The 24034-nt window shown below is 40.1% G+C and carries 20 protein-coding genes and 1 pseudogene; 10 read left to right on the top strand and 11 right to left on the bottom strand.

Annotation, left to right across the window (positions count from 1 at the left end):
* Positions 1-42: 42 nt before the first annotated feature.
* A complete protein-coding gene (gene murJ, locus AC1EU0_RS16425) occupies positions 43-1608 on the bottom strand; it encodes a murein biosynthesis integral membrane protein MurJ (RefSeq protein ID WP_480303647.1) in 1566 nt (521 codons plus the stop codon).
* Between the two features lie 313 nt (positions 1609-1921).
* Between murJ and rpsT the strand changes: the two genes are divergently transcribed.
* Complete coding sequence (gene rpsT, locus AC1EU0_RS16420; RefSeq protein WP_121837256.1) at positions 1922-2188, top strand: 30S ribosomal protein S20; 267 nt, start codon at positions 1922-1924, stop codon at positions 2186-2188.
* Positions 2189-2292: 104 nt separating this feature from the next.
* On the opposite strand, the gene AC1EU0_RS16415 is transcribed toward rpsT, so the two are convergent.
* The 3 genes from AC1EU0_RS16415 to AC1EU0_RS16405 all read right to left on the bottom strand — a co-directional run bounded on the left by AC1EU0_RS16415 (position 2293) and on the right by AC1EU0_RS16405 (position 6043).
* The gene (locus tag AC1EU0_RS16415; protein WP_480303646.1) at positions 2293-3696 is read right to left on the bottom strand and encodes an ankyrin repeat domain-containing protein; all 1404 of its coding nucleotides are present in this window, start codon (positions 3694-3696) and stop codon (positions 2293-2295) included.
* 137 nt (positions 3697-3833) lie between these two features.
* The gene (gene yaaA, locus AC1EU0_RS16410; RefSeq protein ID WP_480303645.1) at positions 3834-4601 is read right to left on the bottom strand and encodes a peroxide stress protein YaaA; all 768 of its coding nucleotides are present in this window, start codon (positions 4599-4601) and stop codon (positions 3834-3836) included.
* A gap of 2 nt (positions 4602-4603) precedes the next feature.
* The gene (locus AC1EU0_RS16405) at positions 4604-6043 is read right to left on the bottom strand and encodes an alanine/glycine:cation symporter family protein (RefSeq protein WP_480303644.1); all 1440 of its coding nucleotides are present in this window, start codon (positions 6041-6043) and stop codon (positions 4604-4606) included.
* A gap of 485 nt (positions 6044-6528) precedes the next feature.
* Between AC1EU0_RS16405 and AC1EU0_RS16400 the strand changes: the two genes are divergently transcribed.
* The gene (locus AC1EU0_RS16400) at positions 6529-8895 is read left to right on the top strand and encodes a phosphoketolase family protein (protein WP_480303643.1); all 2367 of its coding nucleotides are present in this window, start codon (positions 6529-6531) and stop codon (positions 8893-8895) included.
* Between the two features lie 76 nt (positions 8896-8971).
* Here the strand turns inward: AC1EU0_RS16400 and AC1EU0_RS16395 are convergent, their stop codons facing one another.
* Positions 8972-10537: a hypothetical protein gene (locus tag AC1EU0_RS16395; RefSeq protein ID WP_480303642.1), complete on the bottom strand. Its 1566-nt coding sequence runs from the start codon at positions 10535-10537 to the stop codon at positions 8972-8974.
* Positions 10538-10686: 149 nt separating this feature from the next.
* On the opposite strand from AC1EU0_RS16395, the gene AC1EU0_RS16390 reads away from it, so the two are divergent.
* The 7 genes and pseudogenes from AC1EU0_RS16390 to AC1EU0_RS16360 all read left to right on the top strand — a co-directional run bounded on the left by AC1EU0_RS16390 (position 10687) and on the right by AC1EU0_RS16360 (position 16763).
* On the top strand, positions 10687-11127 hold the full coding sequence (locus tag AC1EU0_RS16390; protein WP_480303641.1) for a YqaA family protein: 441 nt from the start codon (positions 10687-10689) through the stop codon (positions 11125-11127).
* A 185-nt stretch (positions 11128-11312) separates the two neighbouring features.
* Entirely contained in the window at positions 11313-12269 is a 957-nt protein-coding gene (gene tal, locus AC1EU0_RS16385) for a transaldolase (RefSeq protein WP_480303640.1), read from the top strand.
* An 83-nt stretch (positions 12270-12352) separates the two neighbouring features.
* Complete coding sequence (pgi, locus tag AC1EU0_RS16380) at positions 12353-13990, top strand: glucose-6-phosphate isomerase (protein WP_480303639.1); 1638 nt, start codon at positions 12353-12355, stop codon at positions 13988-13990.
* A 193-nt stretch (positions 13991-14183) separates the two neighbouring features.
* Positions 14184-14369, top strand: coding sequence for a DUF3545 family protein (locus tag AC1EU0_RS16375; RefSeq protein WP_121837265.1), 186 nt, complete (start codon positions 14184-14186; stop codon positions 14367-14369).
* A gap of 150 nt (positions 14370-14519) precedes the next feature.
* Positions 14520-14999: pseudogene (locus AC1EU0_RS16370) on the top strand (FKBP-type peptidyl-prolyl cis-trans isomerase); the annotation flags it as partial.
* A 186-nt stretch (positions 15000-15185) separates the two neighbouring features.
* Positions 15186-16256, top strand: coding sequence for a bifunctional transcriptional activator/DNA repair enzyme AdaA (locus AC1EU0_RS16365; RefSeq protein WP_480303638.1), 1071 nt, complete (start codon positions 15186-15188; stop codon positions 16254-16256).
* A gap of 51 nt (positions 16257-16307) precedes the next feature.
* A complete protein-coding gene (locus AC1EU0_RS16360) occupies positions 16308-16763 on the top strand; it encodes a c-type cytochrome (protein ID WP_480303637.1) in 456 nt (151 codons plus the stop codon).
* Between the two features lie 55 nt (positions 16764-16818).
* Here AC1EU0_RS16360 and AC1EU0_RS16355 read toward each other — a convergent pair whose 3' ends face one another.
* Positions 16819-17496, bottom strand: a complete 678-nt coding sequence (locus tag AC1EU0_RS16355) for a cytochrome b/b6 domain-containing protein (protein ID WP_480303659.1) — start codon at positions 17494-17496, stop codon at positions 16819-16821.
* A gap of 239 nt (positions 17497-17735) precedes the next feature.
* Here AC1EU0_RS16355 and hpf point away from each other — a divergent pair, with 239 nt between their 5' ends.
* Positions 17736-18092, top strand: a complete 357-nt coding sequence (hpf, locus tag AC1EU0_RS16350; protein ID WP_480303636.1) for a ribosome hibernation-promoting factor, HPF/YfiA family — start codon at positions 17736-17738, stop codon at positions 18090-18092.
* 160 nt (positions 18093-18252) lie between these two features.
* Here the strand turns inward: hpf and AC1EU0_RS16345 are convergent, their stop codons facing one another.
* The 5 genes from AC1EU0_RS16345 to rimM form a co-directional block, all read right to left on the bottom strand.
* Positions 18253-21012, bottom strand: coding sequence for a hypothetical protein (locus tag AC1EU0_RS16345; protein ID WP_480303635.1), 2760 nt, complete (start codon positions 21010-21012; stop codon positions 18253-18255).
* Positions 21013-21085: 73 nt separating this feature from the next.
* Positions 21086-22228 carry a bifunctional chorismate mutase/prephenate dehydrogenase gene (tyrA, locus tag AC1EU0_RS16340; protein ID WP_480303634.1) on the bottom strand — a complete coding sequence of 381 codons (1143 nt, stop codon included), beginning with the start codon at positions 22226-22228 and terminating at the stop codon, positions 21086-21088.
* A 131-nt stretch (positions 22229-22359) separates the two neighbouring features.
* Positions 22360-22710: a 50S ribosomal protein L19 gene (gene rplS / locus AC1EU0_RS16335; protein WP_480303633.1), complete on the bottom strand. Its 351-nt coding sequence runs from the start codon at positions 22708-22710 to the stop codon at positions 22360-22362.
* 35 nt (positions 22711-22745) lie between these two features.
* Positions 22746-23489: a tRNA (guanosine(37)-N1)-methyltransferase TrmD gene (gene trmD / locus AC1EU0_RS16330; protein ID WP_480303632.1), complete on the bottom strand. Its 744-nt coding sequence runs from the start codon at positions 23487-23489 to the stop codon at positions 22746-22748.
* 2 nt (positions 23490-23491) lie between these two features.
* Positions 23492-24022, bottom strand: coding sequence for a ribosome maturation factor RimM (gene rimM / locus AC1EU0_RS16325; RefSeq protein ID WP_480303631.1), 531 nt, complete (start codon positions 24020-24022; stop codon positions 23492-23494).
* Between the last annotated feature and the right edge of the window lie 12 nt (positions 24023-24034).

The following is a 24034-nucleotide window of genomic DNA, read 5'->3' as shown; positions in this document are numbered from 1 at the left end:
GCACGCTAATTTGCAAAAGTATAAACGAAGTGATGATCAGAGTCAGCTATCTAATTCAGGTTTCAAGCGCCATGGTTTAACACCAAGACACAGTAGGCTTATTAAATAACTTATTGCCCCTGCGCCTATAAGTAAGGCTAAATAACCTGACCGTTCAGAAAAGCTTTGATTTAGCCAAGCATCTGTAACCAAATCCAAATGGTATAAAACAGTCCCCATGACAGCAGCAGCTACAAGGATTTTCACAAAATAGATTAATGTTGAGCGGTTAAATTGATATACCTCAGCTTTATGCAAACCATAGTAAAGTAGGCTTGCGTTTAAAAGAGCTGAAAAAGACGTCGCTACAGCTAATCCCACATAACCAAATGGCACAGCAAAAATTATGTTTAGGCCCATGTTACTTACCATGGCTACAATACCGTAACGAACAGGGGTTTTGGTATCTTGTCGAGAGTAATAACCCGGCGCTAACACCTTAACCATCATAAAACTTAAAAGGCCTGTTCCATATGCAATAAGAGAGTATGAGGCTTGAGTTACATCAAAATAATCAAACTCCCCTCGCATGAATAACACCATAAGCATAGGTTTAGCTAACAGGATCAACCCCACCATTGCCGGAACTCCCAACATTAAGATGAATTTGACGCCAAAATCCATGGTATGGCTAAAACCAGCACCTTCATTATTAATATGTTTTTTGGACAAAGCTGGTAAAATGACAGTTGCGATAGCAATTCCGAACAAACCCAGCGGAAATTCAAGTAATCGGTCAGAATAATACAACCAACTGATGGAGCCTGTGATCAAAAAACTAGCAATAAAGGTGTCAAACAACAGGTTTATCTGACTTACAGACACACCAAATAATGCTGGAATCATTAGAGTGCGAATTTTAACCACCCCAGGATGTTTCCACCCCCAACTTGGTTTAACCAGTGCCTTTTCTTTGTATAAAAATGGGATTTGAAATAAAAATTGAATCAAACCGCCGAAAAACACACCTATTGCTAAACCAACCTCCGGTTGTTCCATTTTAGGAGATATCCAAATCGCAGCTGCTATCATAGCAATATTGAGGAATACTGGCGTAAACGCAGAAACGGCGAATCGTCCTTTCGTGTTTAATATTGAACCCGCTAAAGCAGTAAAAGTAATAAACCAAAGATAAGGAAAGGTAATTTTCAGCATTAACGATGCAAGTTCATATTTACCTGCATTAGGACCATCATTCACCCAATCCCAAAACCAGCCTGCACCAAATAACGCCGCAACGACAGGAGAACCTATCATGGCCAAAAAAGTAACAATGGTAATGATTAACCCTAAAGTGCCAGCCACTTTAGAAATCAACTCTCTTGTTTCTTGCTGTGATTTGGTTTCTTGGTACTCAGTTAATACAGGAACAAATGCCTGATTAAATGCTCCTTCAGCAAATAAACGGCGTAAAAAATTAGGAATACGATTGGCAAAAAAGAACACATCGGCACTTGTACCAGCCCCAACAAGGTTTGCAATCACGACGTCGCGAACTAACCCTAGCACGCGAGAAATCAAGGTCATAACACTAACAACAATACCGGATTTTAATAATCTTTTACTCAAGGTGTCTCCAAAAAAGCGTGGGAATAAATCGATGCGTTATCACGGATAATGTTCAATATTAATCGTTAATTACAGCTAGTTATAGTCTAGATTTGGCAGAACGATATTTTTCCCTCTTTTTAGCAAAAAACTATCGCTCAGACCGTAATTAGCTGGTAGAATTGCGCCACATTTTACACGAGCTAGGTTGATGAGCGCCAAATCCATTCGGATTTGATCGTTTTTGTGTGTCTTTAGCATTGACATTTCAACGATGATCGGGCATATTCCTCGGCCTTAATAAAGTATCAAATCCAGTTTTAGGAGTTGCACCTTGGCTAATAGCAAGTCTGCAAAGAAACGCGCGATTCAATCTGAAAAGCGTCGTCAACACAACGCAAGCCGTCGCTCTATGCTACGCACTTATCTTAAAAAAGTTATCGCTGCTATCAAAGCTGGCGATCACGCTGCTGCAACTGAAGCTTTCAATGCAGCACAACCTATCGTTGACCGTATGGCAACTAAAGGTTTAATCCACAAGAACAAAGCAGCTCGTCATAAGGCTCGCTTAAACGCAAAAATCAAAGCTCTTGCAGCTTAATTTTTGTTAGTTCATTAAAAAACCGGCGTTAGCCGGTTTTTTTATGCCTAAAAGTGAGATTCAATTTTTTAATTCAAATACCCACTTGCTTATTTACTGTGCTACTAATTAAATATTTTTTTAGGGAGCGCGGGTTCTCCAACATCTTTATTAGATGAAAGATAAGTAGACCATGATTTTCCCATCTCTGCTCGGTGTATTAATTTTTCAAACTTAACCTTAGCTTGTGTGGATTTAAGAGTATTTAATTTCATTCCAGGGTGCTTGCTAAACCAATCCCTTAACAGAAGTTGACAGGCATCATCAACTCCGTTTTCTGCTGCAGCCATAAGTTCTTTGCTAGGAAATGGTTCATTTGGCAATTCTGTTTGCTCTATTCCTTTATCGATAAGAATCTGCAGTGCATTGCAATAGCCACACCTAGCAGCAAATTCGAATGCTCTTTTAAACGGTTCACTGTTAATTTGTTGGCCTTGAATATTGCAATGAGTAAAAACAAGATTAAGGTATTGAACGCGCTGTTTACTTTTCACCATTGCTGATAATGCATTATGTCTATTTTTATCGCATATACCTAAACTGGCTCCCTTTTGTAAAGCAAAAATGATCCCTTTTTCATCACCAGCTATGATCCTATTGAGTAGCGTAGTACGTTGATTACTGTCTTGCTCGTCCAATTTTGCTCCATTGGCAAGCAATGATTCAGCTAAAACTGTCGAATGAGTATACGATAAATGAGCTGCTGCTAAAGCTTTATTAAGCAAGGTTCGGCCTTGAGTAACAGCGCCCTCTTTAATTAAGACTTGGGCTTCTGCAGTCCTTCCTGACATGACTGCCATTTCGAGTGGCGTGAGCTTTGAACCATTCTCCAATTCAAGAGCCGCTCCTCCTGCAACCAGTGTAGAAATAAGCTCTGAGCGCTTCGCTATAACGGCCAGATGCAGCGGTGACTGACCATCACAGATATAATCTGGGTAATAACGACTTATGCCACCACAAGGGAAATAATCAGGGCAGTAGGACAATCTTACTTTCGCATCACCGCGAACATCTGGACCAAAATTTGAAAAATTAGTTTTAACTGCAAGGTTTATAGGTAAAGCTAATTGGTCTTGAACATCATTTTTATCACCGTTGATCACTGCGGCAAATAGATGTAATGGTTTTCTAGACATTAAACTATCTTTTACCGCAGCAGTAATTTTTGGGTTAGCATCTCTTGATATGAAACAACAAGTTTGTTCTTCTAGGTTTGTACATCTCCATTTAGGGTGACCACTACTAGTCCACCCTTTTTTTCTTTCACAGAATAAAGTAACGACATGGTCATCAGGCGACCTGACTTCAAGTTGAAACTTATCCTGCTGTCCTAACCTAGAGATTGTTTTTGAATCAGCTTGTAGCATTGGTTTGCCACTTACTTCAATTGATGAAACCTGCTCAACATGTTGAATGCCTTGGTTCGGCAAAAGCCATGATTTTTCATTGGGTACTTGATTGACAGCCATAAAAACCTCTTTTCTGTAAGTTGTTATTTATAGCTGACATTCTACTTGGGAAGTAAGTTTCTATGATTAATTCGAATTAATGTAGGGCTGAGAGATAAAACACCAGCAGCCGTTGTAGCTGCAGGTGTCAATAAGGGTTATTGCTCTTCTCTTAAGAAGACAGGCTTAGCATAAGTGGATTGTTCTTTACTGTAGTAATAACCAGCCACATCAAAAGTTTCTAGTTGATCGCGGGTCTTAATGTCATTTTCAATAATAAAACGAGCCATCATGCCTCTTGCTTTTTTAGCGTAGAAGCTAATCACTTTATACTTACCTGACTTAAAATCCTTAAATTCAGGAGTAATTAACTCACCTTTTAACAATTTAGGCTTAACCGCTTTAAAATATTCATTAGAAGCAAGGTTCACAACCAAGTCATCATCACTGAGCTCTTGGTTTAACTGCTCTGTAATAATGTCACCCCAAAATTGATATAGATTAGTTCCACGAGCATTTGATAGTTTTGTACCCATTTCTAAGCGATACGCTTGCATTAAATCTAACGGTTTAAGTATGCCGTATAATCCTGAAAGCATACGCAAGCTAGATTGTGCTTTTTGTAATGAAGCAGAAGACAAAGAATCCGCGTCTAACCCTGTATAAACGTCACCTCTAAACGCAAACAAAGCTTGCTTAGCATTATTGAGGTTGAACTCTGGTTGCCACTCAGCAAATCTTGCAGCATTTAACCCGGCAATTTTGTCACTTACTTTCATTAAACTGGCGATATCAGCTGGAGTCAGTTCTTTGCATATATTAATAAGTTCAGCACTTTGCTCAAGCAATACAGGCTGAGTGAATTCAGTGGTTGTAGCAGAGTTTTCCATATCCAGTGTTTTGGCTGGAGACACTAATATCAACATATCTATTCCTTGACCGATTGGGTTTTCGATGGTTGCCAAATGTCGTCATTAAGCTCTTTAGCAAGCTCAGGGAATTTATTTGGATCAAATTCAGGCTCAATTCCAGACTTCACTTGTTGGCGGTAATCCTTGATCACTTTAAAAGCAATGCCTGATAATAATAGTAGTGCTGACAAGTTGACTAATGCCATCAATCCCATTGCAACATCCGCTAAATTCCACACTAGGCTAATTTTAGCGAGAGAGCCAAACATGACCATACCTAATACTGCTAGTTTTAATAGGTTAACCCAAAGCTTACCGTGCTTTGCGATAAATAGGATATTGGTCTCAGCGTAAGAATAATTAGCAATAATAGAAGTAAAGCAGAACAGTAAAATTGCGAAGGCGAAAAATAAGCTACCAAAGCTGCCAATGTGAGTATTCAAGGCTTCAATAGTGACTGCAATACCATCTTTACCCGCAGGAATATCCCCTGCTAGCAGAATAATTGCAGCTGTTGCAGTACAAATCACGATGGTGTCGATGAACACACCAAGCATCTGTATATAACCTTGCGATGCTGGATGATTTGGGTTTGGTGTTGCACTAGCTGCAATGTTAGCTGCACTACCCATACCCGCTTCGTTAGAAAACAAACCACGTGCAATACCTGCTTGCATAGCCTGTGAAACCGCATAAGCAACACCACCAGCAGCAACTTCTTGCCAACCAAGTGCACTTTTAATCACAAGCATGAAGATACGAGGTAGCTCGGTCACATTCATAAAGACAATAACAAAGGCTACAGCCACATAAGCAACTGCCATAATAGGTACAAGTAGTTCAGATACTCTGGCTACTTTACGCATACCGCCCATGATCACAAATGCAGTTGCAATCACTATAATTATGCCCGTCCAAAGATCACCAACATGATAAATGCTGCTAATGGCAGAGCTGATAGTATTTGCTTGTACGGCGCTAAACACTAAACCGAATGCAATGATCAACAAGATAGAGAATAAAATGCCCATCCAACGCTGACCTAGCCCTCTTTCCATATAATAAGCAGGACCACCACGGAACTCACCTTCATCATCTCGAACTTTATAGACTTGTGCTAATGTGCCTTCGATCATGGCTGTAGCCATACCTAACACAGCAATCAACCACATCCAAAAGACGGCTCCAGGGCCACCAGCACCAATCGCAACAGCGACGCCGGCCATATTACCTGCACCAACACGAGCAGCCATAGAGGTACAAAATACTTGGAAAGAAGAAAGGCCACCTTTCGCTTTATCGCGGCTGATCTTCATTAAGTGAATAGAGTGCTTAAACTCTGTCAATTGAATTAATTTAAGACCTAAGGTGAAATAAACACCAGCTCCCACAAGGGCGTAAACTAATAGTTTGCCCCACAATAATCCGTTCAAGAAATCAATAATGGTTTCTAGCATCCAATCTCTACCTTGTATTACATCAAAGCCCCATAGCTTACTAAAAAAAGAGCCATACTCAAAATGACCTTAGATCTAGCTCTCACTTCTCCGCTGGGTCGTCGTGATTTCCCTCACTTTTGGCCTTCAACACTTGAATTCAAATAAAATCGGTTCACTAGCATTTTTTATTACTAAAAGGCATTAACTCACTTGTCGTGATCCACCTCACATTTGTTGCTTTATACAACGATTTCACCTCGAATCTGGATATTGAATAAGCTAAAGTCGGTTTTCACACAAGGGATAGCTCTCGGCATTACTCCATCCTCACAGTCCTGCCAAAATCAAAACTTTCAAATGTGAGAGATAAGTAAAAAGTTTTTAATTATTTTCATCGTAATAATTAAAAGTTGGATATAAAGCACATTTTTGTAACTAAATTACAAATATCATAGCCACAGATTTTAGTTGTATTACTTCTAGTTTGCTCCAGTGAGGCTAACATGACCCAAGCAAGAGAAATTACTGCTCTAAAAAAATTAGTAAGAGCATCGAACTTTCTAGCAACATCTCAAATTTATCTAAAAAAGAACGTCTTACATAAAAGACCCCTTGAACATGGTGATATTAAACCAAGGCTTTTAGGTCACTGGGGAACATGCCCAGGCATTAACTTTGTTTATGCACATGTAAATCGTCTTATTGTTAAAAATCAACGTCCTTTCTTATACTTAGTCGGCCCAGGCCACGGTTTTCCAGCGGTTCAAGCTAACTTATTCATCGAAGGCTCTTTAAGTCATTATTACCCAGACATCATTCCTTACAACGAAGACGGCATCGTCGATATCTGTAAGAAATTTTCAGCGGCATACGGTTACCCTTCACACGCTAACCCAGAAGCTCCTGGTCAAATTCTTGAAGGTGGTGAGCTAGGTTACTCTCTATCGGTTGGTTTCGGTGCGGTTCTAGACAACCCTAACCTAATCGCAACGGTATTGGTTGGTGATGGTGAAGCAGAAACGGGTCCTCTAGCGGCATCTTGGTATGCAAACCGTCTTATCAACCCAGCGACTGATGGTGCGGTGCTTCCTATCGTTCACATCAACGGTTATAAGATTTCTGGTCCTACTCGTATGGGTCGTATGAGCCACGAAGAGCTAGATCTTGAATTCCGTGGTCTTGGTTATCACCCAATCATTGTTGACGATCAAGAAGAAGGTGATGTGTATGTAACTATGGCTGACGCTATGGATAAAGCATATGAAATCATCAATGACGTTCAAACTCGTGCTCGCAACGGTGAAGATGTAGAAAAACCACGCTGGCCTGTCATTCTAATGCGTACAGCTAAAGGTTGGACTGGTGTTTCTGAAGACAACGGCAACAAGCTTGAAGGCAACTGTGACTCTCACCAAGTTATCGTTAACAAGTGTGCGACTAACAAAGAGCATCTTGAAGCATTAGATGGTTGGTTAGCAAGCTACAAATTCGATGAGCTATATAAGCAAGATGCACATGGTCATTTAACTTTCGATAAAGACATTCAGTCTTTACTTCCACCAAAAGAACTATGCTGCGGTCGCCAACACCTTAGCTACGGTGGTGAAGTAGTTCGTGCACTGAACAACCCAGACCTAAACAAACTTGCTTATGGTCCAGAAGTTCCACGTGGTCATCGCGGCTTCTCTATGAACAAGATGGGTGAATGGATGCGTGAAGCGTTCAAGCTAAACCGCGATCAACGTAACCTTCGTATCTTCAGCCCTGACGAAACCTACTCTAACCAGCTTCAAGCGGTATTCGAAGAGACGGATCGTGCATGGCAGTGGCCTATCGAAGAGTGGGATAAAGACATGGCTCGTGATGGTCGTGTACTTGAACTGCTTTCTGAAAACCTATTGTTCGGTATGCTTCACGGCTACACAGTAACCGGTCGTCACGGTATGTTCCCAACTTATGAGTCTTTCTCACAAGTTATCTCTTCTATGGCTGACCAATACTGTAAATACGTTTATGCAAGCCAAGGTGTTCACTTCCGTAAGCCTTTGCCATCTTGCAACGTTGTATTGTCTTCACTATTAGAGCGTCAAGATCACAACGGTTACTCTCACCAAAACCCATCGTTCTTAGGTGCGATGCTAGAGAAACACCCTAAGATCATTTCTGCATACCTACCTGCTGATGCAAACAGCACCTTGGTATACACAGAAACCGCTTACGCTGACCGTGACAAGATGAACATTCTAGTTGCTGGTAAAAAAGAACTTCCTCAATGGCTGAACCTAGATGAAGCTCGTAAGCAAGCTAAAGACGGTGTAATGGTTTGGGACTTTGCGTCTGACGACAATCCAGATGTGATACTCGCGGCTTGTGGTGACTATGTAACTCAAGAGTCTATGGCTGCACTAGTCCTTATCCGTGAAATGCTGCCACGCGTTCGAGTTCGTTTCGTGAGTGTAACTGAGCTAACGTCTAGCGGTTTAGGTAGCTTAGAGTTCCAAGCTCAGCCTTGGTTAATGGACGAAGTATTCACCGAAGATAAAGGTGTCGTATTCAACTACCACGGTTACCCGAACACCATTAAGAAACTTATCTTTGATTACAAAGGCTGTAAGCGTTTCCGTATTAAAGGTTACGAAGAAGAAGGTTCTACTACTACTCCATTCGATATGGGTGTTCGTAATGGTACTTCTCGTTTCCACCTAGTGATTGATATGGCTTACAAGTTGTTCCAACAAGGTGTTATCGACGAGCCACAGCATGTTGAAATCACCACCGATATGTTGCAGCGTCTTGTTGACCACAATAACTACATCAAAGTACACGGTGTCGATCCTAAGCACATCGAAGATTGGGTGTGGACTCGCTAATCTAAGCGCATTCGCTTAAATGGCAAAAAGGCCGTCAAGTATTAGCTTGGCGGCCTTTTTAATGCGGTTTTTATATCTAGTTCCACTTAGCCCAATTAAACACAAATACCGTACCAACTTTTGGTGCGTACTTCCCTGTAGCAGCTTGGCCACCATGAAGTTTAAGGAATGCATATTTTCCTTGCGGATCATGCCAACCAAGGTAACCATCCCTAATAATTAACTCCTCGGATTTACCTGCTGAAAACCAACGGACTGAACTGCCATACCAAACTTGATCGCCATTAGCTACATTCTTAAACGATAAATTAAAAGAGAGAGAGCCTGTGCCGCCATATTTTTTCTCTAACGATTCCAAAGTTAGACGACCATCTTTATCAATACTTGAAACAATAAAAAAACGCTGATGATGAAAATCATCTTGCTCTATGAACTTAGGGTCGAAATAATAATTTCCTTGAGATGTATTTACGTTAGTGATTAGTCGTAAAATTTCTCTATCAATCTCAATTTTCCTTATAGAAATATTAGCTGAGACTTGAGTAAGTTTTGGTATGCCTATTTTAATACCCTGAAACGCGTCTGTATCTCTTGCTCCTCTGTAGAGAACAGGCTCATACCAACCAGATTTCGGTAATCGACCATTAAAACCAGACTCAACCCAAGCATTGCTGGAATCTATGGTTACCGTTTCCAACACACTAGGTAAGATACCAAACTCATCAAACGTCTCACCATGAGCATCAACTTTTGATTTTACACCTGATAGCTGGATTACACTTATAAATACGGCATCACTACTATTATCGACATAAACTTGAGTATTTTTCTGAAGCTCCGATACCTGACCATCAGCGTTATAAACTTTCAGCGCATTAACGTAATGTCCTTTGTTTATGTTTATTTTCAGGTTTGAACTTTTTTGTAAACCGAGATAAAAAGCAGTAATCTGATTAACATCTTTGGTGAAATCTTCAGCGAATGATTCCTCAACTTCTGATAAAGGACGATTACCTCTACCTTTTTCTTTTACTAAAGGACGCAAAGCATTCTTAAAATTTATATCACCTTCTATATAAATTTTAAGAGGCTGACCATTGCCACCAATAAACTCTACAGGAATGCTGTTATTGCTTGTTTCCTCACCTGCATCACTGATGATGTTGTCGTTATCATCTATTAAAAATACCGCATACTCTTTCTTTCCCATGAACGCAGCACCATTTTGCGGTTTAGAAGCGTTAAACGGGTTGTCTATGACTATTGGTCTAGTGAACTCAACTTTAATCAGTCTCGTTAACTGGCTAGGGTTGCGAACATCATTTATCGTTCGATCATAGAGGGTATTTCCATTTGATACCTCTGTAGCTGATGAGGCTGCGATTTCTGAGCGAGGATCGGTTGGTTTAATAATAATTTCTTGGCCACTGTTTTTTTCTCTGATTAACAAGCCTAGATTCGAAAATGAGGTAACATCTCTTACATGTAAAAAACCAATGGTTTTATTAATCGTTAACGTTGCATACCGTTGGTTTTTTGGTGTTATCTCTAGTTGGATATCTGTAGCTTCTCCTGCTTTTGAGATCGATACAAAGAATAGAGTGCACACAATTAAGATAACTCGAATACATGAGTTTGACATAAGTCATCCTTGAACTTGGTAAATAATTAAAATAACTATAGATAAAAGCCCATCTTTAGCCAGTTTCAATATTGTTTTCACAGCGACTATTAGTGCGAATATAGTCTTCTTCTTGTGGTAAAATATCGCATTTTTGGCAATAACAGCTTATGGAATTTTTAGTTGATTTTGGGTATGCAGGACTGTTTACTGCTGCATTTTTAGCCGCTACTATACTACCTCTTGGCTCAGAAGTTATTTTGATTTCATTATTGATATCAGGATTATCACCGACAGCATTAGTCGTTGTCGCGAGCATAGGTAATGTTCTCGGTTCTTACACCAATTATCTTATTGGTGCATATCTTTCCCAAGGACAAGCTCAACGTTGGCTTAAAATTTCGGATAATCAGCTACAGCAAGCTCAACAAAGGTATAAAAAATACGGTACTTTGTCATTGTGCTTTGCTTGGTTACCAGTCATCGGTGATCCGCTGACCCTGATTGCAGGACTGTTAAGGGTTAATTTGCTGCACTTTTTCTCTCTCGTCACTCTAGGAAAAGCAAGCCGCTACGCTGTTTTAGCCTATTTAACTTTATATGCGCTTTAGCCGAGTTTGCTTTTCCCTCTCAAGCTAAAATGTAACTTAAGTTACATTTTTACTTCTATACGTGCATTATCAGCCAAAAAACTCATCCATTTTAAGTATTTTTAGTAATTTAATTTCAAGATATTGGAATTTACTTTAAAATAGTTTTTAATACTGAAAACTCTTTTTATGTTAAGAAGTATCTCATGACAAACAGCTTAGAACAGCTAAAGCAACACACCACCGTAGTTGCCGATACTGGTGATATCGAAAGTATCAAACGTTATCAACCTGAAGATGCCACCACCAACCCCTCTCTTATTTTAAAAGCATCTGAAATTCCACAGTATGCAAATTTGATTGAAGATGCCGTTAACTGGGCAAAATCTCAAAGCGATAATCTTGAGCAACAAATTGAAGATGCTGCTGATAAATTGGCAGTAAACATTGGTGTTGAAATTCTTAAATATGTGCCAGGCCGTATGTCGACCGAAGTTGATGCACGTTTATCTTTTGATAAAGAAGCTTCCATAGCTAAAGCACACAAGCTTATAAAGCTATACCAAGAAGCAGGAATTGATAAGTCTCGTATCCTTATCAAGCTCGCCTCTACTTGGGAAGGCATTACCGCCGCCAAAGAGCTAGAGCAAGAAGGCATTAACTGTAACTTAACGTTATTGTTTAGCTTTGCTCAAGCTAGAGCTTGTGCTGAAGTAGGCGTATATCTGATCTCACCTTTCGTAGGTCGTATTCTAGATTGGTACAAAAAAGCTCACCAAAAAGATTACACTGCACAGGAAGACCCAGGTGTTCAATCTGTCACTGAAATTTATCAGTACTATAAAGAACATGGTTATAGCACTATTGTAATGGGTGCTAGCTTCCGTAACACTGGTGAAATAATAGAGTTAGCAGGGTGTGATAGGCTTACTATCGGTCCTTCACTATTAGAAGAGCTTACCAATTCAGATCTAAACGTTGAGCGCAAATTAAGCCCTGTAGATGCTAGTAAAAAAGAATCTATACAACTTACTGAAGCAGAGTTCCGTTGGCAGTTTAACCAAGATGCTATGGCGGTTGAAAAACTAGCAGAAGGCATTAGAAATTTTGCTATAGATCAAGATAAGCTTGAAGTGATGCTTAAATCAAAGTTACAAGCTTAAAAAATTATAAAATACTCAGGCGACTTAGGTCGCCTGTTTTTTTGAGTAAATTGTTAAAGGACTTATTTCAGGAGAAGTGTTACATGTCCCATCTAACCGAATCTTCAGCTTGGCAAGCTCTTTCATCTCATCAGCCAAGCATCAAGCATATGCGTGAGTTATTTAAAGAAGATCCACAACGTTTTGAAAAAATGTCTCTAAAAAGCTGTGGTTTTTTATTCGACTATTCTAAAAACCGTCTCGATGATAAAGCGCTCGAACTACTTATTGAATTAGCTAACTCAGCTAATCTTCCAGCTAAAATCAAAGCTATGTTTGCTGGTGAAGCCATCAATACCACAGAAAATCGAGCCGTATTGCACACAGCACTTCGCGCAGATAAAAATGCAGACATTAGAGTCAATGGTGAGAACATTGTTCCAGAAGTTCAGCAAACACTGGCTAAAATGGAAAAGTTTGTTGCTGACGTTCACCAAGGTGCTTGGAAAGGTCATACAGGTAAAACCATCACTGATATCGTAAGTATCGGTATCGGCGGTTCATTCTTAGGCCCAAAAATCGCGTCTCAAGCATTACGTCCATTTTGGACGGGTCACCTTAATTGTCATTTCGTTGCTAACGTAGATGCCACATCAATTGTTGAAAAACTTAAAGGCCTAGATCCTGAAACGACATTATTTGTAATGTCTTCAAAGTCTTTTTCAACTCAAGAAACATTAACTAATACCTTATCAGCAAGAAAATGGTTATTGGATTCTGGCGCTGAACAATCAGCCGTAGCAAAACACTTTGTTGCGATTACTTCGAACGTACCAAAAGCGACGGAATTTGGTATCGATGCGAGTAATATCTTCCCAATGTGGGACTGGGTTGGCGGTCGCTACTCAATGTGGTCTGCTATCGGTTTGCCAGTAGCACTTTTAATCGGCTTTGATGCGTTCAGAGAGCTTCTAGCTGGTGCCACTGAGATGGACGAGCATTTTGCAACTCAACCATTAGAGAAAAACATGCCTGTATTAATGGGCATGATTTCACTATGGTATAGCAACTTCTACGGTAGCCAATCACAAGTAGTATTGACGTACGATCACTACCTACGTGGTTTACCCGCTTATATCCAACAGTTGGATATGGAAAGTAACGGTAAATCAGTCAACCTTGCGGGTGATGACCTAGATTACACCACAGGTCCTGTGATTTGGGGGGGCGAAGGTACAAATGGCCAGCATGCTTATCACCAGTTAATCCACCAAGGTACTGCGTTAATTCCTGCTGATTTCATCATGCCATTAAATAGCCATAACCCACTTGGCGAACATCACGCTCAGTTGGCCTCTAACTGTTTTGGCCAAACTCAAGCCTTAATGCAAGGCCGTACATATGAAGAATCATTAGCTGAATTAGCTAACTCATCACTATCTGATGCAGAAAAAGATGTAATTGCTAAACACAAAGTGATGCCAGGAAATCGCCCAAGCAATACTATTTTGATGGATAAACTCACTCCGAAGACACTTGGTGCCCTTATTGCGCTTTATGAACACAGAACGTTTGTACAAGGTGCCATTTGGGATATCAACTCATTTGATCAATGGGGTGTAGAACTTGGCAAAGTGCTTGGTGTAAATGTATTAGCTGAACTTAACCCACATAATCAATGCAATAAATTTGATGCATCTACTAATGCACTTATTAGCTGCTTCAATAGTAATAAAATCTAGCTTTTCTCTTAGGCGCTCAATCGAGTGCCTTTTTTAACCTCAACTCGCGCCTGTCATTTTAAAGTAATAATTACCCATTAGATTGTCCCTAAGTCAGAACAATAAAATTTAACAAAATAAAAACAAAGTATTTGCACTAATCATACAAATCATGATATTTATGAATTGTTCGATCAAACAACAGGAGGTTGCTATGGGACAGTTGGATTATGCGAGTGTATTGGACAACGTTGTTGAAAGACCAACAAGAACGAAAAGCTCTAATAAAAAGCGCAAATGGCGTGAAATCGAAACCCTAAAAGATAAACATAAGCTATTGAAAGAACTCAAAGAAATAGATAATAACTTTCAATTGGACTACAACGATATCCTAGCTTAATACCTTTCTGATAACTTAAAGAGCGCCTTTTGGCGCTCTTTTTGTATCAATACCAATTAACATTCAATAATGATCGATCTGTTGTAGATCACATCTGAACGTAAATTAGTATTATGCTATCATCCTCGCAAAATCACTTTTGGAGCAATTATGAAAATCACCAAACACAGTGCAGTTACCGTACATTATCGCCTTTCTGAAAAAACTGGAGAGTTGATTGAGGATTCATTCGCAGCTGAGCCTATGTACTATCTACATGGTGCTAACAATATGATTCCTGCATTAGAGGCGGCACTTGAAGGCAAAGCCAAAGGCGAAAAAGTTGACGTTGAAGTTGCAGCGAAAGATGCCTACGGCGAGCCACAAGAAGAACTAATCCAAGAAGTACCATTAACAGCATTTGGTGAAATTGAAGATATCGTTCCAGGTATGCGTTTCATGGCAGAAACTGACGGCGGTCAAGTACCTGTTGTTGTTACAGATGTTAAAGATGACAGCATCATTGTCGATGGTAACCATCCACTTACAGGTAAAGATTTGAGTTTCCACCTTGAAGTTGTTGACGTACGTGAAGCAACCGAAGAAGAACTCGCTCACGGTCATATCCATGCTCCGGGTGATAGCTGCGGTCACTAAAACCGAGCATTAAATGATGAGCCCAGTAAGGGTTCATCATTACCTACAATATCATTGTCCACTTATTCGACTATCTTCATTTGCTTCTTACTGGTAAAAAATACCTGTCAATTTTTCGGTTGTGAGTCATAAGCATCATTCGGTAAGGTACACCTCATAAATACTATGACGATTGTATCCATGCACATAACTGATCCCAAAAAGATAAATACCTATTACCAAGCATTATTAGAAAGAGATTCAAGCTATCTTGGCAGTTTTATTGTTGGAGTAAAAACCACTAATATTTTCTGTATCGCAACGTGCCGAGCCAGAAAACCTAAGTTTGAAAACGTCGAATTTTTTACAGGCATAAAAGACGCGCTCAACGCAGGTTATCGTCCTTGTAAAGTCTGCAAACCAACAGCAAATAGCCATGATGCTCCAGAGGAAGTACAACAAGCAATCAAGCTGGTGCAGGATAATCCAAAACAAAAAGTTACGGACTACCAATTAAGACAGCAAGAGATCAACCCTGAAAATCTACGACGCTGGTTTAAAAAACACTATGGGATCACTTTTCAAGCCTATCAACGCATGTTTCGAATCAACACGGCTTTTGAAGAACTCCAACAAGGAAAAACGACAACAGACATCGCTCTTGACAGCGGCTATGACTCACTCAGTGGTTTTGGTTACACCTTCAAGAAAGTCATAGGAAAATCCCCAAAACATTCAAAAGATAAACAGCTTATTCGAATCTCTCGATTTGATTCCCCAATTGGACCGATGTTTATATGTGCGACAGATAATGGCGTATGCTTAGTCGAATTTGTAGATCGAAGAATGTTGGAAACCGAGTTTAAAGATCTACAAAAGAGACTTGATGCCAACATCATCATAGGTGAGAACCTACATATACAGGCTGCAAAGCAGCAACTATTAGAATATTTCGAAGGTACACGAACCGATTTCAATCTCAAACTTGATGCCCCTGGAACTGAGTTTCAACAACAAGTATGGGAGATGCTACAAACGATTCCTTATGGTGATACTCGCTCATACCAAGCGCAAGCTGAAGCCATTAACAACCCGAAAGCTGTACGCGCCGTAGCATCTGCAAATGGCATGAACCGCATTGGTATCATCATTCCTTGCCACAGAGTTATTGGTAAAGATGGTTCATTGACTGGTTATGGTGGTGGCTTAGAACGAAAACGTTGGTTACTTGAGCATGAAAGTAAAATGTGTGATTTTCGTTCCAATAAATAAGCTTATTGTTTACAATCTTCCGACAACGAAAAATAAAACTGGAACGTGACTATGTTCAAAAAACTGATTGTGGCATCAGCATTAACTGCAACGATGATGACACCTGCGCTAGCAAACAACTTTAAAAAGCCTGAAAAGGCTGTGGAATATCGTCAATCTTCATTTAGCATGATCGCATATAACTTCGGTGATATGTCAAAAATGCTAAGAAAGAAAAAACCAATGGATGCAGCTGTATTTAAGCAACGAGCTGAAAATGTTGCTGCTCTAGCTAAATTACCTTTAGAAGCATTCATCCCAGGTTCATACAAAGGGAATACTGAAGCACTAGCTAAAATTGATACTAAAATGGCTGACTTTGAAGGCAAGATGAAAACCTTCATCAAGAATTCTGAACTGCTGGCTCAAGCGGCAAATAATAACGCAAGCCATGGTCAACTGAAAAAAGCATTCGGTGCAGTAGCGAAGACATGTAAAGGCTGTCATGACGCTTATAAGAAAGACTGATTAGTCTTTCTTAACAAAAAAGCGAGCTAATAAATAGCTCGCTTTTTATGTTCAACTATAACTGCATTATCAAAGGCCAAATTAAGATATAGCCAATGATGCCCAAAATAGCGGCTAAAATGGTTAGTCCTACCAAGCTAGAACGAAAACTAAGTGGTTTCGATGGCTGTTCAGATAAATTTTTCTTACCATGAAACATGGCTGGAACAAGGTTTTCGCCTGTAATGGTATGAACGACCACAGCAAGCACATGCAGCATGACTAAACCTAAAATAACATTAAATGTATTTTTATGTAGCCAAGTTAATACACCTGAAACTTCTGAACTGACATAGCTGTATAAAGGGCCTTCCGTGAAAATATCGTCGGTAGTAAAGAGTCCTGTGATCAGTTGCATGCTCACAATGAACAAAAGTGCAATGACCATATAGCCGCCAGCAGGATTATGACCTGCAAATTCTGGCGCATTTTTGTTCTTTAACTGAGAGACATATTTCAGTGTCTTTACTGGGTGAACGATGAACTGACTAAAACGAGCTGTGTCACTCCCTATTACGCCCCAAATCAAACGAAATAGCAGAATTGAAGCTAGGCTATAAGCAAAAATTTGGTGTAACTCCATTTCGCCATTTTCACCACTCCACCATAACAGTCCCATTAATACGACCAGTAACCAGTGAAATAAACGAGTTGGAATATCCCAAACTTTCACTTCAATTCCAGCTTTCGACATCATTTCCCCACAGATTAAAACACGTTTATCGAAATTTGCGTCCAACAAATCCCATCAAATATGCGGCTATTTTGAGCCATATTCAAGCAAATTTTATCAGTTTGTAACCAATTTAAAGCTGTTCGAACAAATTTGCTCCATGTAAACCTATTTTAAAAAAAATGTGACAAAGATCATTTCTTTTATGAAAACATTTGGTAGTCTGGATACACGGAAGCAATAACAAGAAGGTTCGAAATATGTTAAAAATTACGAGCAAACACCTTGAAGTAACTCCTAGCATCAGAGAGCGTATCGAAGCGAAATTAGAAAAACTCTCGAGACATGATGTACCGCTGATCAATCCTCATATTATTATTACGCAAGAAAAACAGCTATTTAAGATTGAAGCGACAGTGGGTATTCCAAATGGAGAACTCTTTGCTCAAGCAAAAAGCGATAACCTATATTCCGCCATTACAGCCATGGGACAGAAGCTACAAAAGCAATTGAATCGAACCCAAGATAAACCAACAGCTAATCGTCGAGATACTCCCGAGTACGTTGAGGAAGTGATCGGTGATGACGAGTTTGAAGATGAAGAATATGCGGCCTAGCAAGGCCGCTTGTTAAAACCTTACATGGAGGAAACCAGTTATCATTTCCAACTAAGCTGAGAATCTATCCCAAGATAAATGATAAGATTTCATTAATGACTTTGGTTACAACCAAAACTGATAGATCCTCAGCATTCTAGAGGGCGTTCCCAATTAGATTTTACAACTTTTGGATTAACGCTTCATCAGCTACACCTAACCTTGTCAGTTCAACATTTACTTTATCAATAACACCCTGCTCAAGGTAACTAGCAACTCTAAAATCATCCCTATATTCAATCATTAGTTCAGCAATTACAGCTACAGGTAGTTGCGCTAGGCAACTTACTTTTACAATCTCTGTATCCATTAATTCGAAGTAATTCTTAATTATCAGTGCCCTGTTATCCAATGAATAAATATGAGCTAGACCCGCTATAAAGTATTTAGTACCGCAAGTTAAGCAGGCTTTGGCCAATTTTTTAGTCAAAATGTCATCGTGAACATTTTGAGAAGAAAGAAATAAATCGGCAATGACATCTGGTTCAAGTTGGCGCACCATACTCGCTACCCAATTTTCAGGGAATAGCTTAACAACCTCAACTAGAGATGGTGTGGCCATTCCTCTTGTTTCAGTTATGAGCTGATCAATTAAAGCTGGTGAATCTTTAGCTATAGCACTTACCAACACTCTAGCTTCTTCATGATCAAGTGCTAATAATAATTCAACGCGGCCATATTTGAGCTCAGCGACAAACGAAGCCATTTCTGCTACTGAAGCTTTTTCACCAAATACCAACTTCAGCTTGCCGTAAAACTCACACCTGGATTGATCTTCCGGCCTATTTATTGACCTGATAAATTTATCTTGCATAATAGGAACAAAGCCCATCAACAAACCCTTTGAATCATCAATGCTATTAACTACCGCTTTCATGGCAGAAGGTTCAAACTCTGCTAACAAATAAGATAATGCTTGATTTTCCGGATCACTAAAGAACTCCGTTACCCCTGATGTGTCACTCTTTTCATTCCATACCGTTAACATCAATTGGCTGGCTCGAATGTGATTTATTTCTTTAGGTAAGGTTTTGAATACTTCTAAAGTTAAGTTTGACTGCAATCGTTGATACTTACGAAAAATTTGTAACTCATCATGCATAGAATGATAGTGGGCATCATCTAGACAAAGTAATACTTGCAAAAAGGTATTTGGATTTTGCTGTAGTAACATTTTACACATGGAAATAAAAGGAGCGGAACTCCCCTCAGAGCAAGACATCGAATTTAAGACAATAGCTATAGACTCTGGACGTTCGATATAATCCACAATAGTTTGATTCACAGGTCTAACTTCTAGCGGCTCTACCATTAACTCCATTTGTGGTTCTTGTTGTCCGTCGTCAGCTTCAACTATTGTACTTCCACGAGCTATGGGAATCGGTCCTCTTACATCGTTAGTTCCTTGCTCATTAGCCATATTCACTGCTGCACTCTCGGCAGATTCATTAAGCTGCGTTTCAATTAATTTAGCCATTAAAGAATTGAGTACGCCATCAAGCTGATTAAGCTTAGCTTTCATATCATCATTTGAATGAGGGCTTTGTTTGCATTGCAAGTCAACAACCGTTCTTTGCTTACTCAGAGCTTGAACCCATTGCTTACAAGATGCTTCGTCTATCGGGTTAAAGACTAAATCAAATATTGAGTTAAATGACTCTAATTGTGCCAAGTGAGCAATAGCGTCAGGCTGTAAATCCTTCACCCACACAACAGCCTGATTTCTATCTGTGTCTAACATGGATGCAAAGCCATCAGGACATGCCATAGCATATTGGTTGAGTTGTTGTGGCATACTTGCAGGCATGGTAGCGATGACTTCGAACCATTCTCTTCTCTTACTAACGTCAAACAAGGATAAACAGCCTGTTGTGACTTCTGGTTCTGCTGCCAACAATAGCGTCAAGAATCGTTTCTTGGAATGCGTTTTACTTTCTTGGTCATTATGTTGAACACTCGGAATTTCATCGAGCAAAATGTACCCTTCGTCCTGAATAACAAACGTCTCGACTGTATCTTGTTTAAACTGCATAGCGTAAAGTGCATTTGCCGCTTTAACTGATGGCAGCATAGATAGTGTCTCTTTAGCTTGTGCTTCTGGAAGATCTGATAACAAATGTGCCGTCAGCTTTGCAGGCCAGTGCTTTGCAGCAGCGGCCAATAACTCAGGTTCAAAGTTCGTAATAAATTGAGGATCAAAATATGCTGCGGTGCCATCCTCAGTTTCTTTAAGCTGGGAAACTTGGCTCTTTGCTTTCAGCACCGCAGCTTTTTGCTTACTATCTAACGCTTTAATCAGATTAATTAACTGATTATGGTCGACAATACTATTCACAAAACTGTAATCGCTATGACCACATACCAATAATTTTTTGAGCACACCTCTTTCGGCTACAAGTGCCGTTAAAACGTCTTGACACACACCAGGTTCTTTATGGTGAATCATATTGAGTAATTCAATTATCTTTTGTACAGGTAATACTTCGCTCTCGCCATCCACTTGCTGTAATAAATGCTTGAACCAACTAATACGTTTGCGCCCTGAGCACTCTAAAAAAAAGTTTAATAATGCTTCATCATTGGAACAGCGACGTAAGGTACTGTCTGCTGCTTCTAAAGGTGTCGAATCTGCTATCAAAACACTATTTCGAAACCTAAGTGCAAACTCTTCACTTTCTGTTGTGGGACTCTCAGTTGTTACTTGTTGCGGGGTATTTAACCAGTCAATGAAGAACGTCTGTAATTCTTTGCTTTCCTTATCAAAGACTACCTTGTAGCCTTCTTTGAAAATAAGCCCAGTAGTAAATCTTGCTGGATTTTGCTCAAGTCCTCCAAACTGACTTTGAAGAACAGTAGATAATTGTTTTCCCGTTAGAAACATCAATGCCTCACCACAACCAAATTTTGGGAGGCTTAATATATTGTTTTATTGGCCAAGCGTCATGAAGCGGATATTAGCGTTTGTTAATCATATCAGCAGCAGATTGAAGTAATACTCGGCTTTCTTGTTGAAATTGCTCTGCAAAATCACCTAAATATTCAGAAACTTCAACAAACTTATGGATAAAAGCCTGTCGGTCTCCTTCTCTCAACATGGTTAATAACGCTTGATAACTGGAAGAATATGTACTGATTTTGTTGATACTATCAGGTTGTGCATAAATGATATCAGCATAGAGTTTGGGGTTTTGAGCAAACAAACGCCCAACCATAGCCAGCTCTAATCGATAAATGGGTGAGCTATATTGCAATAGTTTTTCAACGTCCGCTTGCGAATTGAATAACGCAACCCCATAAGCAAAGGTCGAAAAATGTCGTAATGCTTGTACCGTTTGCATGGCTTCATCATGCTCAGTTGCACAGGCTTCAACTAAACTGGCTCCCCATATTTCCATTTGTTGAATAAGCCATTGATATTGCGCTTGCCCTCTTCCGTGGCAAACCACAATAATTTGTTTTGCCATGCTCTGTACATCGCCACCAAACATAGGGTGAAGTCCGACTACAGGGCCTTTGTGAGACTCCATCATCGCTTGTAACGGCTCTGATTTGATTGAAGTTAAATCGGCAACAATACAGTGAGGTGGAAGTTCTGTAAGTCTATGGCGGATCAATTCACAAGTTGCTGAAATTGGAACGGTAATAATAACGGCACCTGCTTGTTCAAACCATTGGGGCGCCTGTTCCCAATCACCTTCATCTAAACAACGAACACGATAACCAGATAATCTAAACATTTCAGTAAACAACTGTCCCATGTGCCCTTTACCACCAATGATGACGATATCACCACAATCTGGATTCAATTGCTTAAAGCCACTTTTGTTTTCACTCTGATAGGACTCACGCATTAAGCGCCTAAGCACGTCTTCGATTAACTGCGGTTCCACTCCTATCTCTTCAGCTTCTGCACGGCGTTTACTGAGCATAGCCGCTTCTCTTTCTGGCGCATAGATAGGTAAACCAGCCTCTTGCTTTACATGTCCCACTTGCTTGACTAAATCTAAACGTTGTCTCAATAAATCCAACAATTGCTGATCAACAGCATCAATTTGAGTCCGCAACGCCTCTAACGGCTCTGTGGTTTTTTCTGACATGACAAAGAGTTACCCTGAGTGAATAAACTTTGATTATGTCGTCGAACTAAAATTTAGACAACAAAAAACCGCCACTAGGGCGGTTTTCTGTGCGAACACTACGTCTTTGTTTACTATGACTTAAGTAATTATTACTTAGCCAACTTTTCGCGGATACGTGCAGACTTACCTGAACGCTCACGTAGATAGTAAAGCTTAGCGCGACGAACGCGACCACGACGTTTAACTTCAATCTTAGCTACTGCTGGGCTGTGCGTTTGGAAAGCACGCTCAACACCTTCACCGTTAGAAATTTTACGAACAGTGAATGCAGAGTGCAAACCACGGTTACGTTTAGCGATAACAACACCTTCGAACGCCTGTAGACGCTCTTTGTTACCTTCTTTAACACGTACTGAAACGATTACAGTGTCACCTGCGCCGAATTCTGGTACGTCAGTTTTTAATTGCTCATCGTTGAGCATTTTAATGATATTGTTCATTTATTACTCCGTCCTAGTAGTAACTGAAGCCTAGGCTATTTATTTTCTGTCTTACTGCTTACTTCAGACAAAAGCGCCATTTGATGGTCAGTCAGAGCTAGCTTTTCAAATAGTTCTGGTCGTCTCTGTAAAGTTCTTAACAAACTTTGCTGATGACGCCAGCGTTCAATATTTTTGTGGTTGCCACTTAGCAATACTTTTGGGACACCAACACCATCCAAAGTTTCAGGTCGCGTATAGTGGGGGCAATCCAATAAGCCGTTAGAGAACGAGTCCTGCTCGGCTGAGGCTTGTTTTCCTAGCACACCAGGAACCAATCTCGATACTGAATCAATCAAAGTCATCGCTGGTAATTCACCGCCCGAAAGCACGTAATCACCAATCGACCACTCTTCATCCACTTCTTGCTGAATAATGCGCTCATCAATACCCTCGTATCTACCACACACCAAAATCAGCTTTTGATTTTCTGCCAATTCCTCAACCCCGTTTTGGGTAAGCTTACGCCCTTGAGGGGACAGGTAAATCACTTTTGCGCCTTCGCCTGCTGCCGCTTTAGCAGCATGAATGGCATCTCTTAAAGGTTGCACCATCATCAACATGCCAGGGCCACCACCAAAAGGTCGGTCATCCACAGTGCGATGTTTATCATGGGTGAAATCACGAGGATTCCACAACTGCACCTCTAATAAGCCGTTTTTAACGGCTCGTCCAGTAACTCCGAAGTCTGTAACCGCGCGAAACATCTCTGGAAACAGAGTAATGATCCCTAGCCACATCCTTAAAAGTCCGGCTCCCAATCCACTAAAATTTGTTTTTCAGGCAATTTCACCTCAAGGATGAATTGCTCTGTGACAAAAGGAATCAAACGTTCCGTTTTGCCAAATGCATCTTTGATATTGGCTTTCACCATAAGTACATCGTTGGAACCAGTTTCAAGTAACTGATCAACTTTACCCATGTTGTAGCCTTTGGTATTAATTACTTCGCAACCAATTAGATCTTTCCAATAGAACTCGCCTTCCGGCAATTGTTGCATTTCATCTGCCATCACCCCAATTTCACAATGAGTGAGTAATTGAGCTTGCTCACGGTTTTCGATTCCTTCTATTGAAGCAATCACCGTTTTGCCTTGCTGACGCCAGTCAGTAACCTTTACCTCTCTCCATTGGCCATTTTCTTTAAGCAGCCAAGGTGAGTAATCAAAAATACCTTTAACAGAGTCGGTATAAGCCGTGATTTTTATCCAACCCTTAACACCATGACTGGCGCCAATTTTACCAAGTACGACTGGTTGTTGGTTATTGCTCATCAATTTATACCT

Source organism: Parashewanella sp. 2210YD4-3, from assembly GCF_056591735.1.
Note: the sequence above shows the minus strand (reverse complement) of the source record. Positions and strands in the feature narration are given on the sequence as shown.

Bases quoted from the DNA above. Each gene is read 5' to 3' on its own strand.
- trmD (WP_480303632.1), bottom strand. From the start codon at position 23,489: ATGTGGCTAGGGATCATTACTCTGTTTCCAGAGATGTTTCGCGCGGTT.
- yaaA (WP_480303645.1), bottom strand. From the start codon at position 4,601: ATGTTGATATTAGTGTCTCCAGCCAAAACACTGGATATGGAAAACTCT.
- rimM (WP_480303631.1), bottom strand. From the start codon at position 24,022: ATGAGCAATAACCAACAACCAGTCGTACTTGGTAAAATTGGCGCCAGT.
- AC1EU0_RS16395 (WP_480303642.1), bottom strand. From the start codon at position 10,537: ATGTCAAACTCATGTATTCGAGTTATCTTAATTGTGTGCACTCTATTC.
- tyrA (WP_480303634.1), bottom strand. From the start codon at position 22,228: ATGTCAGAAAAAACCACAGAGCCGTTAGAGGCGTTGCGGACTCAAATT.
- AC1EU0_RS16360 (WP_480303637.1), top strand. From the start codon at position 16,308: ATGTTCAAAAAACTGATTGTGGCATCAGCATTAACTGCAACGATGATG.
- AC1EU0_RS16355 (WP_480303659.1), bottom strand. From the start codon at position 17,496: ATGTCGAAAGCTGGAATTGAAGTGAAAGTTTGGGATATTCCAACTCGT.
- AC1EU0_RS16365 (WP_480303638.1), top strand. From the start codon at position 15,186: ATGCACATAACTGATCCCAAAAAGATAAATACCTATTACCAAGCATTA.
- AC1EU0_RS16390 (WP_480303641.1), top strand. From the start codon at position 10,687: ATGGAATTTTTAGTTGATTTTGGGTATGCAGGACTGTTTACTGCTGCA.
- tal (WP_480303640.1), top strand. From the start codon at position 11,313: ATGACAAACAGCTTAGAACAGCTAAAGCAACACACCACCGTAGTTGCC.
- hpf (WP_480303636.1), top strand. From the start codon at position 17,736: ATGTTAAAAATTACGAGCAAACACCTTGAAGTAACTCCTAGCATCAGA.
- AC1EU0_RS16345 (WP_480303635.1), bottom strand. From the start codon at position 21,012: ATGTTTCTAACGGGAAAACAATTATCTACTGTTCTTCAAAGTCAGTTT.
- AC1EU0_RS16375 (WP_121837265.1), top strand. From the start codon at position 14,184: ATGGGACAGTTGGATTATGCGAGTGTATTGGACAACGTTGTTGAAAGA.
- rplS (WP_480303633.1), bottom strand. From the start codon at position 22,710: ATGAACAATATCATTAAAATGCTCAACGATGAGCAATTAAAAACTGAC.
- AC1EU0_RS16405 (WP_480303644.1), bottom strand. From the start codon at position 6,043: ATGCTAGAAACCATTATTGATTTCTTGAACGGATTATTGTGGGGCAAA.
- AC1EU0_RS16415 (WP_480303646.1), bottom strand. From the start codon at position 3,696: ATGGCTGTCAATCAAGTACCCAATGAAAAATCATGGCTTTTGCCGAAC.
- AC1EU0_RS16400 (WP_480303643.1), top strand. From the start codon at position 6,529: ATGACCCAAGCAAGAGAAATTACTGCTCTAAAAAAATTAGTAAGAGCA.
- pgi (WP_480303639.1), top strand. From the start codon at position 12,353: ATGTCCCATCTAACCGAATCTTCAGCTTGGCAAGCTCTTTCATCTCAT.